Raw genomic sequence first — 15,686 nt, forward strand, 5'->3', positions numbered from 1 at the left:
CTTTTGGCTCCTTTGTTTTGTAGTGCGGATCACTCAACGTCCAGCGCCTGCCTGAACTGTTGCCACATTTTTGTGGCCGAGGGTCTGGCTGAGGCCACTTTCACCGGCAGCTCGGGCGGTGCACCGGCTTTTATGTCACCGAGATCGAACACAAAGCTGTAATCCGGCTCCTGTCCCATGCGTAAGTCGCTGACCAGAATATGCCCGCCCTGCTCTTTTACGCTGAAGAACCCGTGGCTGAACCAGGCGACGCGGGCCATAAATGCGTTATCTTTATGCGCTTCATACAGGGCTTCACCGCGTGGATAAAAGCGGAAACGGATCGGCGAATCCGGGTGCAGCAGCGAGGTAAAACCTTCGCCGTAACTGTCTTTATTCATCACCACAACCCGCCATACCAGCGTATTGAGCGGTGTCGGCGTCACCAGTACCTGCGTGCTTTCAATGTTCTGACGTTGCAGTTCCTCGCCCACGTGGCGCGTCACCTGATGCTGCTCGACCACGGTGCAGGCCAGATATAAACAACTGACGCCCAGCAGTACGTTATTCCACATGATCCCGCGTTGCTGCTCGCGGTACAGCGCCAGCCCGACGCCGATGATCAACGGCAGCGTATAGAGCGGGTCGATGATAAAAATGCTGCCGACCGCAAAAGGATAATTCGTGAACGGCAGGCCGAGCTGGGTACCGTACACAGTCATCAGATCCAGCAGCGGATGGGTGATCAATGCCAGCCAGACCGCGCCCCACCAGTGCCTGAAATGCTGCCCGGCGCTGAACAGTTTTGCCATCAGCCAGGCCAGCAGCGGCGAAATCAGCGTCAGATAAAACAGCGCATGGCTTTCCGTGCGGTGCATTGTCATATTGCTGATGGCGTCACCGTGATCGTAAAACACATCGAGATCGGGCAAGGTGCCGCACACCGCGCCTGCCAGCGCCGCTTTCCACACCGGCGTGCGTTTGCCCATCACCGCGATACCAACCGCCGCGCCCAATACTAATTGTGATACCGAATCCATCCTGACCTCTTTAAGCCCGAAGCTGTATGCCTTCGGTAATAATGCGCTGCACGTTACTCACGGTCTGCTCGAAAAAGTCAGGATCGTTGAGCGTTTTGCCGGTAATGGCTTCCACCTGCACCCCGAAATCAGCGTAATGCTGCGTGGTTGCCCACAGCATAAATATCAGTTGCATCGGGTCAACCGGCGCGATCAATTCGGCTTTTATCCAGCCGCGGATCACGTCTGATTTATCTTCGACCAGCGTTTTCAGGCTGCCGCCCAGTTCCTGTTTCAGCAGCGGCGCACCTTGCACCATCTCCAGACAAAACAACTTTGACGCCTGCGGGTGATCGCGCGAAACACACAGCTTAAGGCGGATATATTCCCGGATGGCTTCCAGCGGATGCTGATCCGACTGCAAGGCTTTCAGCGGCGCCAGCCAGATATCCAGCAGCCCTTTCAGCACCGCGATATACAAATCTTCTTTCGACGGGAAGTAATAGAGCAGATTGGTTTTGGACACGTCGGCGCGTTCTGCCACCTGATCCAGACTGGTGCCATGAATACCGTACAACGAAAAAAATTCCAGCGCGGCGGCCATGATATTGCCCCGTTTGGCGGCGACGGCACGCGAGCGGCGGGTGGGGGCTTTCGCCGTGGCTTTACGGGATTTACTTTCCCCGACGGCTGACAGCGGATGTTCATCCATTGGCTTCACAATGTCTCCCTGAGACAAACGGCAAGGCAGAAATCATAACAAATGGGGATACCAGCGACTATCGCTATGCATCGGGATGATGAAAGCAACAAACCATCTAATATCAGATAACCACAAAGGGTTATAAATTTAACAAATTTGCACCATTTCCGCACATTCCTGCCTGATTTATGTGCAGTTTGTTTTGACCAAATGGTCTGAAACAGACCATTTGCTCCACCTGCCTGTATGCATCCTTTTTAACCCACTGAAAATAATAAGAATTAAAAAACTGGCATCCCCTTTGCAATAGTTCTCCCGTCAGGAGATTTCAGCACGGTGCAATTCGGAACCCGCAGGACGCACTCAAGCCGCGCAGAGATTTTCGCAAGCCCTTGTTTTGGTACTTATTATTTTCAATCGAGGTGAGCTATGAAAATCGGTGTCTTTATTCCTATCGGCAACAACGGCTGGTTAATTTCAGAAACTGCGCCGCAGTACAAACCAACCTTCGAACTGAACAAAACCATCGTGCAGAAAGCGGAGCACTATCATTTTGATTTCGCGCTTTCGATGATCAAACTGCGCGGCTTCGGCGGTAAAACCGAATTCTGGGAACACAACATGGAGTCGTTCACGCTGATGGCCGGTCTTGCCGCCGTGACGTCGCGCATTCAGCTTTACGCCACCGCCGCCACGCTGGTGATGCCACCGGCGATCGTCGCGCGCATGGCCGCCACCATTGATTCCATCTCCAATGGCCGTTTCGGTGTGAACGTCGTCACCGGCTGGCAGAAACCGGAATACGAGCAAATGGGCATGTGGCCGGGCGATGACTATTTCACCCGCCGCTATGACTACCTGACCGAATACGTCAGCGTGCTGCGCGACCTGTGGGGCACCGGCCACTGCACGCTGGACGGCGAATTCTTCAAAATGGACGACTGCCGCGTCAGCCCGCGTCCGCAGAGCGAAATGAAAGTCATCTGCGCCGGACAAAGCGATGCCGGTATGGCCTTCTCCGCCAAACATGCCGATTTCAACTTCTGCTTCGGCAAAGGCGTCAATACCCCGACCGCCTTTGCGCCGACCGCCGCGCGCATGAAAACGGCGGCCGAAACTGAAAACCGCGACGTCTCCTCTTACGTGCTGTTTATGGTGATTGCCGACGAAACCGACGCCGCCGCCCGCGCCAAGTGGGAGTTGTATAAATCCGGTGCCGACGCGGATGCCCTGGCGTGGCTCACCGATCAGAGCAGCAAAGACACCAAATCCGGAGCCGATACCAACGTTCGCCAGATGGCTGACCCGACTTCGGCAGTCAACATCAACATGGGCACGCTGGTCGGTTCTTACGCCAGCGTCGCCAGAATGCTCGACGAAATCGACACCGTCCCCGGCGCCGGTGGCGTGCTGCTGACCTTTGACGATTTCGTGGAAGGCATTGAAAAATTTGGCCGTTATATTCAGCCATTAATGAAAACCCGCCAGCACATCGGCATCGGGCATAAAGAGGTCGCATGATGAACGTTGTTGAGAATCAAACCGTGGTCCGCCGCGAACCCCAAAATACCGGCGAGGAAACGATCCTCACAGCACGCCCTGAAGCCATTGCGTTTACGCCGCAGCAAACGGCGCTGATTGTGGTGGATATGCAAAACGCCTACGCCTCACAGGGCGGTTATCTGGATCTGGCCGGTTTTGACGTCTCCGCCACCGCGCCGGTGATTGCCAATATCAAAGTGGCGATTGCTGCCGCCCGCGCCGCCGGGATCAAAGTGATTTTCTTCCAGAACGGCTGGGACAATCAGTACGTCGAAGCCGGAGGCGCCGGTTCGCCGAACTTCCACAAATCCAATGCGCTGAAAACCATGCGTAAACGGCCTGAACTGATGGGCAAACTGCTGGCGAAAGGCGACTGGGATTATGACCTGGTGGATGAACTGCAGCCGCAGCCGGGCGACATTGTGCTGCCCAAACCGCGTTACAGCGGCTTCTTTAATACCCAGCTCGACAGCCTGCTGCGCAGTTACGGCATTCATCATCTGGTGTTCACCGGCATTGCCACCAACGTGTGCGTCGAATCCACCCTGCGCGACGGGTTCTTCCTCGAATATTTCGGCGTGGTGCTGGAAGACGCGACCCATCAGGCCGGGCCGGAATTCGCCCAGAAAGCGGCGATTTATAACATTGAAACCTTCTTTGGCTGGGTGTCCAGCGTACGCAATTTCTGCGACGCGGTGGGCTATAACACTGAACAAAACGCGGCCTGACCGCTTTCTGAAAAGGATGAGTAACCATGCCTAAAAGCGCCATTATTCCGGCTGGCAGCGGCGTTCCGCTGGCACCTTTTGTTCCGGGCACCCTCGCCGATGGCGTGGTGTACGTTTCCGGTACATTGCCGTTTGATAAAGACAATAACGTGGTGCATATCGGCGACGCTGCCGCGCAAACCCGCCATGTATTGGAGATCATCAAAAGCGTGATCGAAACCGCGGGCGGCACGATGGATGACGTCACCATGAACTCGATTTTCATCACCGACTGGGCGAACTACGGCGCAGTGAATCAGGTTTACGCCGAATACTTTCCGGGCGAAAAACCGGCGCGGTTCTGCATTCAGTGCGGGCTGGTAAAACCGGATGCGCTGATCGAAATCGCCTCGATAGCACATATCGGCAAATGATCCGCCACGTCCTGAAACCCTGAGGAAACAGCATGTATTACAAGGTATTGGGTAAGAAAGAGGCGAATGCAGAAACCGTCGTGCTCTCCTCGGGGCTGGGCGGTTCCGGCGGCTTCTGGCAGCCACAACTGGCGATGCTGGCAGAGCATTTTCGCGTGGTGGTGTACGACCAGCACGGCACCGGCGTCAGTCAGGGCGCGGTGCCCGCCGGTTACCGGATGGAAGACATGGCCGACGAACTGGCGGGCATGCTCAATGAACTGGACATCAGCCGCTGCCATTTAGTCGGGCACGCGCTCGGCGGCATTATCGGCCTGCATCTTGCCCTGCGTTATCCGGCGCTGTTGCAAAGCCTGGTGGTGATTAACGGCTGGACGAAGCTCGACAGCCAGACCCGCCGCTGCTTTGAAGTGCGGCAGAATTTGCTGCTCAACAGCGGCGTCGATGCCTACGTGCAGGCGCAGCCGCTGTTTCTGTATCCGGGCGACTGGCTTTCTGAAAATGAAGCCTTACTGCAGGAAGAGCGCCAGCATCAGGTGGCGCATTTTCAGGGAATGGAAAACCTGCTGCACCGCCTGCAGGCGCTGATGGCTTCCGACCTGACGGAATCGCTCGGGCAGGTGATCGCCCCGACGCTGGCGTTCAGCTGTAAAGATGATTTGCTGGTGCCGTGGTCGCAATCTGCCGATCTCGCCTCCCGCCTGCCTCACGGCGAGCACATCCACATGCTTTACGGCGGCCACGCAATGAGCGTGACCGACCCGGAAACCTTTAACCCGATTTTACTGGACTGGCTGAGGCGGCATTCATCGCAAAACCCTGCCACGCCGTCCGGCCACCTGCCCACGGAGACATCATGGCCGAAGCATTAACCGCCAGCGCACTGGCAACGTTATTCACCGAAGCCCGCACCCACAACGGCTGGCTGGATCAACCCGTCACCGGCGAACAGCTGAAAACGCTGTATGAACTGGCACGCATGGGGCCGACCTCGGCAAACTGCAGCCCGGTGCGCATCGTATTTATTCAGAGTCAGGAAGCCAAAGCTAAACTGGCTCCGGCGCTTTCCAGCGGCAATCTGAAAAAAACCATGAGTGCGCCAGTGACGGCGATCATTGCCTGGGATCCGGCGTTCTACGAACTGCTGCCCGAGCTCTACCCGTCCGGCGATGCCCGTTCGTGGTTCACCTCCAGCCCGCAACTGGCGCACGACACCGCATTTCGCAACAGCAGTTTGCAGGCCGCGTATCTGATCATGGCCTGTCGCTCGCTCGGGCTGGACACCGGCGCGATGTCCGGTTTTGACAACACGAAGGTCGATGAAACCTTTCTGGCGCAGGAAGGCTGGAAATCCAATTTCCTGATCAACATCGGTTACGGCGACAGCAGCAAAGTCTATCCGCGCGCGCCGCGCCTTGATTTCGACCGCGCCTGTCGCGTGCTGTAAGCACACTGATTCATTCTGAGGAGCAGACCATGCCATCAACCCTGAACGCCACATTGTCAGCAACCGATACGCCTGTTGCTGAAAAATTCGCTGCCGTTGATAAAAACGCCGCTATTGAGAAACAAGCCGCCGTTGAAAAACAAGCCGCTGTTGAAAAGCAAGAGTATCGCGATGCGATGGCGCGCCTCGGCTCCGCCGTCAACATTATCACCACCGACGGCCCCGGCGGGCGGGCGGGCTTTACCGCCTCTGCCGTGTGCAGCGTCACCGATACGCCGCCGACATTGCTGGTGTGCCTGAACCGCTCGGCGTCGGTGCACGCGGCATTTACCCAGAATCAGGTGCTGTGCGTCAACACGCTGGCAGACTGCCATGAGTCGCTGTCCAATTTATTCGGCGGCAAAACACCGATGGAGCAACGCTTTGAGGCCGCCGAATGGGCGCGTCTCGCCACCGGCTCCCCGATCCTCACCGATGCGCTGGTGTCGTTTGACTGCAAGGTCACGCAAATTACCAGCGTCGGTACGCACGACATTTTATTTTGTGAAGCCGTTGCATTACGACGTAACGACGACAGCCACGGACTGGTGTATTTCGACCGGCGCTATCACCCGCTGATGCGTCAGACAGCCTGTTAACTCAACCTGATTAGGGACTTACAGCATGGCAAATACCTCCTGGTTTCCACAATGGCGTAAAAGAGAAGGTAATCTGGATGGCGCGGTGATCGCGCCGGATGAAAGGCTGCCGTTTGGATCGACGGTGATCATGGGGCTGCAACATACGGTGGCGATGTTTGGTGCCACCGTTTTAATGCCATTGCTCATGGGTTTTGACGCCAATATGGCGATTTTGATGTCAGGCATCGGCACCCTGTTGTTCTTCCTTGTTGTTGGCGGGCGTGTGCCCAGTTATCTCGGTTCCAGCGCCGCGTTTGTCGGGCTGGTGATTGCGGTGACCGGCTACAGCGGCCACGGCGCAAACCCGAATATCGGCGTGGCACTGGGCGGGATTATTGCCTGCGGCGTAGTCTACACGCTGATCGGCTTTGTGGTGATGGCGGTCGGCACGCGCTGGATCGAACGCCTGATGCCGCCAGTGGTGACCGGTGCGGTGGTGATGGCGATTGGCCTGAATCTGGCGCCGATTGCCATTAACAGCGTGTCGGCATCGTCTTTTGACAGCTGGATGGCGGTGATGACCATACTCTGTATCGGCTCGGTGGCGGTCTTCACCAGGGGTCTGGTGCAGCGCCTGTTGCTGTTGCTCGGGCTGGTAGCGGCGTACCTGATTTATATGGTGATCACCAACGGCCTCGGGCTGGGCGCGCCGGTGGATTTCAGCGCCGTGGCACAGGCGCCGTGGTTTGGTTTACCGACGATCACCACGCCGGTGTTCAGCTCGCACGCCATGCTGATGATTGCGCCGGTGGCGGTCATTCTGGTCGCCGAAAACCTCGGCCATATTAAAGCGGTAGCGGGCATGACCGGCAAAAACCTCGACCCGTACATGGGCCGCGCGTTCGTCGGCGACGGTCTGGCAACCTTACTCTCAGCGTCTGCTGGCGGTACCGGTGTGACCACTTACGCTGAAAACATCGGCGTGATGGCGGTGACCAAGATCTACTCCACGCTGATTTTTGTCGCGGCGGCCATAGTTGCCATTGTATTGGGCTTCTCGCCCAAATTTGGTGCACTGATCCACACCATTCCGGGGCCGGTGCTCGGTGGCGCGTCAATTGTGGTGTTTGGATTAATCGCTGTGGCCGGTGCCCGCATCTGGGTACAAAACCAGGTGGACCTGGGGCTTAACGGCAATCTGATCATGGTCGCGGTCACGCTGGTACTGGGCGCAGGCAACTTTACCCTGAGCCTCGGCGGCTTCAGCATGGGCGGCATCGGCACGGCGACCTTCGGCGCGATTTTGCTTAATGCCTTCCTGAGTCGCAGCCAGCAGGTCAAAACACAGCCGGAAATAAAAACTGGCACAGAAGCTGCATTAAAAGATCACTGACGACCTCAGTTTCTCCTTAGCTCATCATTTTTGATGATCGCCAGCGGTTAGCCGGTCCACCCGTCCGGATTAGCCGCTGGTTTTTTTCTTTCTGCCTCCCGCCCGTTCCCCCTAATGCCGTTTCCAGCTAACCATTGCTAAATTCCTTCGTTCACCTGCCCTTTAAATTGGTTTGTTATGGGTCCAGCACTTTCGTTCTATGCGAACGGAAAAGTGATTCATCTGCTAATAAGAAAAAGGGTTTAACTATGCAAAACATTCGCCGGGCAAACGCGATCACCCGCGCACTGGCTTTAGGGGCACTTCTCACCAGCACGTTTTCCGCCATCGCCGCTGACGGCGCACCGGTTCAGGGCGGCACGCTGATTTATCTTGAGCAGCAGGCGCATACCAACCTGTATCCGCCCGCAGGCGGCTTCTACCCGAACGGCGGCATTCTCAATCAGATCACCGACAAACTGACCTACCAGAACCCGAAAACGCTGGAGATTGAACCCTGGATCGCCGAATCCTGGTCCTTCAACGCCGATAAAACCGAGTACACCTTCAAGCTGCGTCCCGGTGTGACCTTCTCCGACGGTACGCCGCTCGATGCCAGCGCGGTGGCTAAAAACTTTGATACCTACGGTCTGGGCAACAAAGAGCACCACCTGCCGGTGTCTGAAGTCATCAACAACTACGACCACAGCGAAGTGATTGATCCGCTGACCGTGAAGTTCTATTTCAAAAAGTCCTCGCCGGGCTTCCTGCAGGGCACGGCGACGATTGGCTCCGGGCTGGTATCGCTGAGCACGCTGGACCGCAATTTTGATGCGCTGGGCGATGCCACGCACATCATCGGTTCCGGCCCGTTCGTGGTCAGCAAAGAAACGCTTGGGCGAGAAGTCGATCTGACCGCGCGTAAAGATTACAACTGGGGGCCGAAAAACCTCAAACAGCAGGGCCGCGCCAATCTCGACGGCATCAAAGTGATCGTCACCGGCGAAGACAGCGTGCGTATCGGCGCACTGCTGGCGGGTCAGGCGGATTTCATCCGTCAGGTTCAGGCTTATGACGAGAAACAGGCCAAAGACCAGAACTTCCCGATTTATGCCGCGCCAACCAAAGGCGTCAACGACAGCATTTCGTTCCGCCCCGATAACGCGCTGGTGTCTGACCTGAAAGTGCGTCAGGCGCTGCTGCACGCCACCAACAGCAAACAGGTGGTCGATACGCTGTTCTCACCAAACTACCCGCAGGCCACCTCGGTGATTGCCAAAACCGCGGCCGGTTATGTTGATCTGAGCAACAAACTGACTTACGACCCGACGCTTTCCAAAAAACTGCTTGATGAAGCGGGCTGGAAACCGGGCCCGAACGGTATCCGCCAGAAAGACGGCAAAACGCTGTCACTGACTATCTATGAATCGCTGCCACAGCCGCAGAACAAAGAGGTGTTGCAGCTGGTGTCGCAGCAATGGAGCCAGGTCGGCGCGAAGCTCAATATTCTGGCGGGCGACGCGGGCAGCCGCGTGGCGGATAACCTCGATCCGGAGAAAACCCCGGCTAACGTGGTGGAAGTGGGACGCGCCGATCCTGACGTCATCAAAAGCTCTTTCTACCCGACTAACCGTGATGCGCTGCTGCAAAAAGGCGGCCTGAGCAGCAAGGTGAAAAGCTTCCGCGACGACAAACTTAACGACCTGCTGACGGCCATTTCTGCCGAAGTGGATCCGAAAAAACGTCTGGCACTGACCGGCGACGTGCAGAACTACCTGCTCGATCAGGCCTATGTCATTCCGATTTTCGAAGAGCCGCAGGTGTTTGCCGGTGCGCCCTATTTCAAAGGCGTGAGCTTTGAAGCGGTCGGGCGTCCGAGCTTCTACGGCGCGTGGCTGGAAAAGCATTAACTGACGGGGAGTAAATCATGAGCCGATACGTGAGCGGTCGATTCGGGCAGGCGTTGCTGGTGCTGTGGGCGGCGTTTACCGTCTCCTTCATCTTGTTGCAGGTGCTGCCCGGCGACGCGATCCTGATTAAATTTCAGAATCCGGACATGGGATTAAGCCCGGCGCAAATCGCCGATATGCGTGCCGCGTACGGCGCAGATGTGCCGTTGCTGCAACAATATCTGCATACGCTGGGCAATTTTCTGCGCGGGGATCTGGGCTATTCGATTCAGGCTGGCGTACCGGTGACTGAATTACTCAGCAGCAACTTCCCGCCGACGCTGCGTCTGGCGCTGATCGGTTTTGCACTGGCCGCCGTGGTGGCCTTTGCGCTGGCGTTTCTCTCCAGCCTGCTGCATTTCGGCTGGCTGAAAAATGCCTTACAGGCGCTGCCGTCGCTGTTTATCTCCATTCCGACCTTCTGGCTGGGCATCGCGCTGATTCAGTTCTTTTCGTTCCATCTGCGCTGGATCCCGGTGATTAATCCGGGTGAATGGGTCGGGCTGATTTTGCCGATTATTACGCTGGCGGTACCGATTTCCGCGCCGCTGGCGCAGATCCTTATCCGCAGCATTGATCAGGTACAAACCCAGCCGTTCGTCGCCGTCGCCCGCGCCAAAGGGGCCAGCCGCAGCGGCGTGTTGTGGCGTCATGTGGCGCGCAACGCCCTGCTTCCGGCGCTGACCATTGCCGGTTTGCTGTTTGGCGAACTGATTGCCGGTGCGCTTATCACCGAAACGGTGTTCGGGCTTAACGGCCTCGGGCAACTCACGCAGCAGGCGGTGAATAATCAGGATGTCGCGGTGCTTCAGGCGATTGTGGTGATTTCTGCCGCCGCGTTCGTCGGCATCAATTTAGTGGTCGATTTGCTGTATCCGCTTCTCGACCCGCGTCTCAAAGCGTCTGCGTCTAAAAACTCACGGGGAGCCACCGCATGAGCAGCTTACCGCTTGGCAAAAGCACGCTTTCATTACCGCTCACACAGCGCCGCCGCTGGAAACCCGCCCGCCTGCAACCGGGATTGATCCTCGCGTGGCTGGTGATGGCGACCGTGATTTTATGGGCGATCGCCCCCGGCTTATTCACCAGCTACAGCGGCACCGAAGGGATTGCCGGTGCGCAGCGTCTGGCCCCGCAGGCCGGACACTGGCTGGGCACGGATCAGCTTGGCCGCGATGTGTACGCGCGCATTGTCTACGGCGCGTCGCATTCGCTTTCCGGCGCGCTGGTCGCCGTGGCGCTCGGGCTGGTGTTCGGCACTGCGCTCGGGCTGGCGGCGGGCGCGACCGGCGGTCTGGTGGACGCCATCGTCATGCGCATCAACGACGTATTGCTGTCAATTCCCGGCCTGCTGCTGTCGCTGAGCGTGATTATTTTGCTTGGTTTCGGCACGGTGCATGCAGCTATCGCCGTCGGTGTCACGTCGGTCGCCAACTTCGCCCGCCTGGCACGCGCCGAAGTGGTGCTGGTGCGTCACAGCGATTACGTCGAAGCGGCGTACGGCAGCGGAGGTTCCTTCTTCTCCATTTTGTGGCGGCACATTTTGCCCAACTCGCTGACCTCGGTGATCGCCTTTTCCGCATTGCAGTTCGGCAGCGCCATTCTCGCCATTTCCACCCTGAGTTTCCTCGGTTACGGCACGCCGCCGCCGACGCCGGAATGGGGTTTGCTGATTGCCGAAGGCCGTAACTACATCTCCACCGCCTGGTGGCTAACCACCTTCCCCGGCGTGGTGGTGGTGTTAGTGGTGCTTTCCGCCAACCGCATCAGCCAGTCATTACGCAGGAGAACGCGATGAACGCACAGGCCACTTTTACGCATGACGCTCCGCCGGTTCTCGAACTGGACAATCTTTCCATCGCCTACGACGGCAAAGCGGTGGTGCATAACGTGTCGTTTTCGATTCACGCCGGTGAAGTGCTGGCGCTGGTCGGTGAATCCGGCTCGGGGAAAACCACGACCGCGCAGGCGATTATCGGCCTGCTGGCGGAAAACGGTCATATCGAACAGGGCGAAATTCGCCTCAATGGCACCGACATCAGCCAGTGGTCGCAGCGCCGTCTCGACGCCCTGCGCGGTGCGCGCATCAGCCTGATACCGCAGGATCCGACCAGCTCGCTGGATCCGGTAAAAACCATCGGTTCGCAGGTGGCAGAAATTCTCGATATCCATCAGCGACTGCCGCGTGCGCAGCGCGACGCCCGCGTGGTGGAACTGCTTTCCCGCGTCGGGCTTTCGCATCCGGAACAGCGGGCGAAGCAGTATCCGCATGAACTTTCCGGCGGCATGAAACAGCGCGTCTTGATCGCCATTGCGATTGCGCTGAAACCGGCGCTGATCATCGCCGACGAACCCACCAGCGCGCTGGACGTCACGGTGCAAAAACGCATTCTGGATTTGATCGACGAACTGCGCCGCGAGTTCGGCACCGCCGTTCTGCTGGTGACGCACGATCTGGCGATTGCCGCCGAACGCGCCGACCGGCTGCTGGTGTTCCGTCACGGCAAAGTGCAGGAACAGGGCATCACCGCCGAGGTACTGAGCACGCCAAAAAGTGATTACACCCGCCAGCTGTTCGCCGACGTCCCTGCCCTTTCAGGCCGCCACCGCGCCCAGATCCGTGCGGCTGAAGATCCGGTGCTGGTGGTGGAAAATATCACCCATGATTTCACGCTGGGCGGCAAACATCAGGCGGCGTTTCGCGCTGTCGATCACGTGTCATTCAGCATTCCGCGCGGCACCACGCATTCGCTGGTGGGCGAATCCGGCTCCGGTAAAACCACGCTGGCGCGCATTCTGCTCGGTTTTCAGAAACCGGACAGCGGACGCGTGCTGATCGACGGCGAAGACATCACGCGCCTGAAAGGTGAACCGCTGCGCCAGCTGCGCAGGAAAATCCAGCTGGTGTATCAGAACCCGTTCGCCTCGCTGGATCCGTCGCAAACGCTGTTCAGCGTGATCGAAGAACCGCTGCTGAATTTCGAAAAAATCCCGGCTGCCGTGCGCCGTGAACGTGTGCTGGATATCGCCCGCCGCGTGGCGCTGCCGGAAGAATTACTCAGCCGCAAACCGCGTGAGCTTTCCGGCGGTCAGCGCCAGCGGGTGGCCATTGCGCGCGCGTTAATTTTAGAGCCGAAAGTGCTGATCCTCGATGAAGCCACGTCGGCGCTCGACGTCACCGTGCAGGCGCAAATCCTGACGTTGCTTTCGCAGTTACAGGATTCCCTCGGCCTGACCTATTTGTTTATCTCGCACGATCTGGCGACCGTCCGGCAAATCTCGCACAGCGTCTCGGTGTTAAACCGCGGACAGCAGGTGGATTCCGGCAACGTTGAGGACGTTTTCGCCCTGCCTTCCAGCGATTACACCCGCCAATTGATCGACGCAATCCCGGGCCGCCACCGCGCCGCCTGATTCAGCACATGAAAAAAGAAAAGAGGGACATTATGAGCAGTAAACGTCTTGGATTTTTCACCCGCCTGCTGGACAACACCAGCGCGCAGGAACGTTACCGGCTGGCGACCGAACAAATCATTCACGCCGAGCAGTTAGGTTTTGATTCCGCGTGGGTCGCGCAGCACCATTTTCACGAGGCCGAAGGCGGCCTGCCTGCACCGCTGGTTTTCCTCGCGCAGGTGGCGGCACATACCCGCTTTATCCGTCTCGGCACCGGCGTGATCACCCTGCCGATGGAGAATGCCTTGCGCGTCGCCGAAGACACTGCCGTGCTGGATTTACTTTCCGGCGGACGGCTTGAAATCGGTTTAGGCTCGGGCGGCACGCCGACGTCATTCCCGCCGTTCGGGCTGGAAAGTCAGGATCGCGGCAAAGCCTTTGGCAATAACCTGCAAACCCTGCTCACCGCCTGGCGCGGCGAACCGCTGGCGGGCACCGATAACCGGTTATATCCGGCGGCACCGCAGCTGGCGAACCGCGTCTGGCAGGCAACGTTCTCCGTTGACGGCGGCGCGCGTGCGGGTAAATCCGGCGACGGCCTGATGCTTTCGCGCACCCAGCCACGCCCGGCGGATGCGCCAGATTTACGCCTCGACGAGCTGCAAAACCCGATTATTGATGCCTATCTCGATGCCCTGCCGGAAAGCGTTGCGCCACGCATCATGGGCTCGCGTACCGCGTTCGTCACCGAAAACGGTGATGAAGCCCGTGAGCTGGCGCAAAAAGGCTTACGCCGTCAGGCTGAAAATCACCGTGCCAGCGGACAGATTGTGAGGGGCGATACGCTCGACGATTACATCCGCACCTTCGACGTACATCTCGGCACGGCGGCGCAGGTGACCGCGACGTTGCAGGCCGATACCGCGCTGGCCCGCGTCACCGATCTGGCGTTTCAGGTGCACTCCATCGATCCGCCGCATCCGTATATTTTACGTTCCATCGAACTGATTGCCCGTCACGTTGCGCCCGCGCTCGGCTGGGTTCGCCGCACGCCGCAGCGCAGTGTCTCCACCTCTTCCGCCAATACTTCATTTTCACGGGAAACCTTATGACATCCTATTCGACCGACCTGCTGGAAAAACTGGCTGACATCGCCCCTGATTCTGCGCTGAAACAGGCCCGCGACACCCGCGACGCCGCCACCCGTCACGCGCAGGGCAGCTATGACGCGCTGTTTACTGAACAGGATGGCGTGGATTTTTCGCTGGCTGAGCGCCTGCGTTTAGCGCAAAACGTCGCCCGCTGGCACGGTGATTCGCAACTGACCAATCACTATTCCGAACGCTTGCAGGATTTGCCGGACATCGACGAAACCGCCCGTCTCGACGCTGCGCTGACGCACGGCGAACGTCTGAGTTTCAAACCCGCCAGCGCCACGCCCGCACATTTGCAGGCGCTGAAAAAAGCCGGCTGGTCGGTGGATGCGATTGTCACGCTGTCTCAGCTGATCGCTTTCGTCAGCTTCCAGAGCCGCGTGCTGCGCAGCTACCGGCTGATTGGCGGCAAACCGGTGGAGAACGGCAGCAGTAAACCGGTCGGTGCTGCGTTCTGGCGTACCGAACCCAATACCCACAGCGGCCGTGATGCACCGCAGGCGTTTACCCAGGAAGAACTCGGCTGGGAACCGTGGATCCCGGCGAAAAAACTGGAAGATTTTGATGAAGCGCAGCAGGCGATTCTGGCGAAGTTCGGCCATATCGATTCCGATTATTTCCGCCTGTTAGGCCGCAATTTGCCGGTTCTCGAACAGCGCACGCTGACCGACAAAGGCATTTTCTACACCTCCGGCGGCCTGCCGCGCAAAGAGCGCGAACTGGCCGCGACGGTCGCCAGCAAAATCAACGGCTGTATTTACTGCGCGTCGGTGCATGCGCGCAAAGCCAGCCAGCTTTCCAAACAGACGCAAGACGTCCAGCGCCTGATCGACACCCCGCCGGGCGGCATCCTCAGCAAAGAACAGTCTCCGCGCTGGCAGGCCGAAATTGATTTCGCTGCCGCGCTTTCCGCAACGCCACCGGTCGCTACAGAACAGCACATTGCAGCGCTGCGCGAACAGGGTTTAGATGAGCTGGAGATTGTCGATCTGGCGCAGTCCGCGGCCTTTTTCGCCTGGGCCAACCGTCTGATGTTAACGCTGGGAGAACCCTTCAATGACTGAAGCACAACCTTCACACTCTCTTCGCCCGCAGCTTGATCATGTGGTGATTAACGTTGCGGAGCAGCTGAATCAGTCCGAACAGCAATTTCGCAGGCTGGGTTTTCACCTCACGCCGCGCGGCCATCACTCGCTCGGTTCCAGTAATCATCTGGCGATTTTTGGCGATAATTATCTCGAACTGCTGGGCTACGAGCCGGGTAATGCTCACACCCGCACCGACCTGTGGCAGGCACCGCTCGGGCTGAGTGGTCTGGTCTGGAAAACGCAGGATTCATCGGCGGTGTACCAACATCTGCAACA

16 protein-coding genes are annotated in these 15,686 nt (G+C 58.2%); 14 read left to right on the forward strand and 2 right to left on the reverse strand.

Annotation, left to right across the window (positions count from 1 at the left end; translation table 11 throughout):
- Positions 1 to 29: 29 nt before the first annotated feature.
- On the reverse strand, positions 30 to 1,019 hold the full coding sequence (locus tag ED901_RS09615; protein ID WP_122095768.1) for a metal-dependent hydrolase: 990 nt from the start codon (positions 1,017 to 1,019) through the stop codon (positions 30 to 32).
- A 10-nt stretch (positions 1,020 to 1,029) separates the two neighbouring features.
- The gene (gene rutR / locus ED901_RS09620) at positions 1,030 to 1,719 is read right to left on the reverse strand and encodes an HTH-type transcriptional regulator RutR (protein ID WP_122095769.1); all 690 of its coding nucleotides are present in this window, start codon (positions 1,717 to 1,719) and stop codon (positions 1,030 to 1,032) included.
- 411 nt (positions 1,720 to 2,130) lie between these two features.
- On the opposite strand from rutR, the gene rutA reads away from it, so the two are divergent.
- The 14 genes from rutA to ED901_RS09690 all read left to right on the forward strand — a co-directional run.
- A complete protein-coding gene (gene rutA / locus ED901_RS09625) occupies positions 2,131 to 3,222 on the forward strand; it encodes a pyrimidine utilization protein A (RefSeq protein ID WP_122095770.1) in 1,092 nt (363 codons plus the stop codon).
- Positions 3,219 to 3,971 carry a pyrimidine utilization protein B gene (gene rutB, locus ED901_RS09630; RefSeq protein ID WP_200930309.1) on the forward strand — a complete coding sequence of 251 codons (753 nt, stop codon included), beginning with the start codon at positions 3,219 to 3,221 and terminating at the stop codon, positions 3,969 to 3,971. The genes rutA and rutB overlap by 4 nt, the downstream gene beginning before the upstream one ends.
- A 26-nt stretch (positions 3,972 to 3,997) precedes the next feature.
- On the forward strand, positions 3,998 to 4,384 hold the full coding sequence (gene rutC, locus ED901_RS09635; RefSeq protein ID WP_056778574.1) for a pyrimidine utilization protein C: 387 nt from the start codon (positions 3,998 to 4,000) through the stop codon (positions 4,382 to 4,384).
- A gap of 32 nt (positions 4,385 to 4,416) precedes the next feature.
- On the forward strand, positions 4,417 to 5,256 hold the full coding sequence (gene rutD, locus ED901_RS09640) for a pyrimidine utilization protein D (protein ID WP_122095771.1): 840 nt from the start codon (positions 4,417 to 4,419) through the stop codon (positions 5,254 to 5,256).
- Positions 5,241 to 5,831 (forward strand): malonic semialdehyde reductase, encoded by a 591-nt coding sequence (locus ED901_RS09645; RefSeq protein WP_122095772.1) that lies wholly within the window; start codon positions 5,241 to 5,243, stop codon positions 5,829 to 5,831. Before rutD ends, ED901_RS09645 begins: the two co-directional genes overlap by 16 nt.
- 29 nt (positions 5,832 to 5,860) lie before the next feature.
- A complete protein-coding gene (rutF, locus tag ED901_RS09650; protein ID WP_240993906.1) occupies positions 5,861 to 6,469 on the forward strand; it encodes an NADH-dependent FMN reductase RutF in 609 nt (202 codons plus the stop codon).
- A 25-nt stretch (positions 6,470 to 6,494) separates the two neighbouring features.
- Positions 6,495 to 7,844, forward strand: a complete 1,350-nt coding sequence (gene rutG, locus ED901_RS09655) for a pyrimidine utilization transport protein G (protein ID WP_122095773.1) — start codon at positions 6,495 to 6,497, stop codon at positions 7,842 to 7,844.
- 248 nt (positions 7,845 to 8,092) lie between these two features.
- On the forward strand, positions 8,093 to 9,733 hold the full coding sequence (locus tag ED901_RS09660) for a TIGR04028 family ABC transporter substrate-binding protein (RefSeq protein WP_122095774.1): 1,641 nt from the start codon (positions 8,093 to 8,095) through the stop codon (positions 9,731 to 9,733).
- Positions 9,734 to 9,750: 17 nt separating this feature from the next.
- Positions 9,751 to 10,710 carry an ABC transporter permease gene (locus tag ED901_RS09665; protein WP_122095775.1) on the forward strand — a complete coding sequence of 320 codons (960 nt, stop codon included), beginning with the start codon at positions 9,751 to 9,753 and terminating at the stop codon, positions 10,708 to 10,710.
- The gene (locus ED901_RS09670; protein WP_056778557.1) at positions 10,707 to 11,570 is read left to right on the forward strand and encodes an ABC transporter permease; all 864 of its coding nucleotides are present in this window, start codon (positions 10,707 to 10,709) and stop codon (positions 11,568 to 11,570) included. The genes ED901_RS09665 and ED901_RS09670 overlap by 4 nt, the downstream gene beginning before the upstream one ends.
- Positions 11,567 to 13,186 (forward strand): ABC transporter ATP-binding protein, encoded by a 1,620-nt coding sequence (locus tag ED901_RS09675; protein ID WP_122095776.1) that lies wholly within the window; start codon positions 11,567 to 11,569, stop codon positions 13,184 to 13,186. The genes ED901_RS09670 and ED901_RS09675 overlap by 4 nt, the downstream gene beginning before the upstream one ends.
- A gap of 32 nt (positions 13,187 to 13,218) precedes the next feature.
- A complete protein-coding gene (locus ED901_RS09680) occupies positions 13,219 to 14,280 on the forward strand; it encodes a putative FMN-dependent luciferase-like monooxygenase (protein ID WP_122095777.1) in 1,062 nt (353 codons plus the stop codon).
- Entirely contained in the window at positions 14,277 to 15,386 is a 1,110-nt protein-coding gene (locus tag ED901_RS09685) for an alkylhydroperoxidase domain protein (RefSeq protein ID WP_122095778.1), read from the forward strand. Before ED901_RS09680 ends, ED901_RS09685 begins: the two co-directional genes overlap by 4 nt.
- The coding region (locus ED901_RS09690) for a VOC family protein (protein ID WP_162997848.1) at positions 15,379 to 15,686 on the forward strand (308 nt) is incomplete at its 3' end. The genes ED901_RS09685 and ED901_RS09690, both read left to right, overlap by 8 nt.

It is taken from the genome of Rahnella sp. Larv3_ips, assembly GCF_003697865.1.
Taxonomy (GTDB): Bacteria; Pseudomonadota; Gammaproteobacteria; order Enterobacterales; family Enterobacteriaceae; genus Rahnella; species Rahnella rivi.